The following is a 611-nucleotide window of genomic DNA, read 5'->3' as shown; positions in this document are numbered from 1 at the left end:
AGCTGTTCCCTGACACTATCGGGTTCCGCGCTGTTGTCAAGGAAGAGGTAGAGCGCACCGGGAACGAGGGGCGCATGTACCGAGAGCAGGCGGACGACGGCAGCTACCGACTATATCGCATTGGGACGTGGACCAGCCCAGCCGGTGCCCGCTACAGCTTCCGTCAGAAGGAGCAGTGGAAAGAGGTTGTACCTGGGCAGCGTAAGCAGAAGGTAATGGACTACAAGGAAACCGAGATGGCTAACTACTGGTGCCAAGGGGAAGCGTTCTTCCTGATGGCGGTGGCGGCTGGTATGGTTCTGCGTGCACTCCTGGCCCGTGACTGGTTCGACAATCAGGTGTGCCTGATTACGAACGTACACGACGCGTTGTATCTGGACAGCGCCAACCCGGAGGTTGGACGTGAGGCGAGCCTGCTGGTTAAGCAGTGCATGGAGGATGCACCTAAGCGTATCCACCAGCTCTGGCCTAACTACGGCATCATTGGTGAGGTCCCATTCCCAGCAGAGGCTGAAATTGGTACGAGTATGTACAGTAAGGAGAAGGTAGAATGATTGGCAGAGAAGAGATACTACGGCAGCTGCGGAAAGTGCACCTAATCATCACCGCAG

1 protein-coding gene is annotated in these 611 nt (G+C 56.6%); it reads left to right on the top strand.

The window, feature by feature from the left end; all coding sequences use genetic code 11:
• Nucleotides 1–554 (top strand): hypothetical protein (locus tag ACNOHI_RS25140; RefSeq protein WP_420477457.1); only part of this gene is annotated, 554 nt, incomplete at its 5' end.
• Between the last annotated feature and the right edge of the window lie 57 nt (nt 555–611).

The sequence above is a fragment of the Noviherbaspirillum sp. ST9 genome (assembly GCF_048799745.1).
Taxonomy (GTDB): Bacteria; Pseudomonadota; Gammaproteobacteria; order Burkholderiales; family Burkholderiaceae_D; genus Noviherbaspirillum.
Note: the sequence above shows the minus strand (reverse complement) of the source record. Positions and strands in the feature narration are given on the sequence as shown.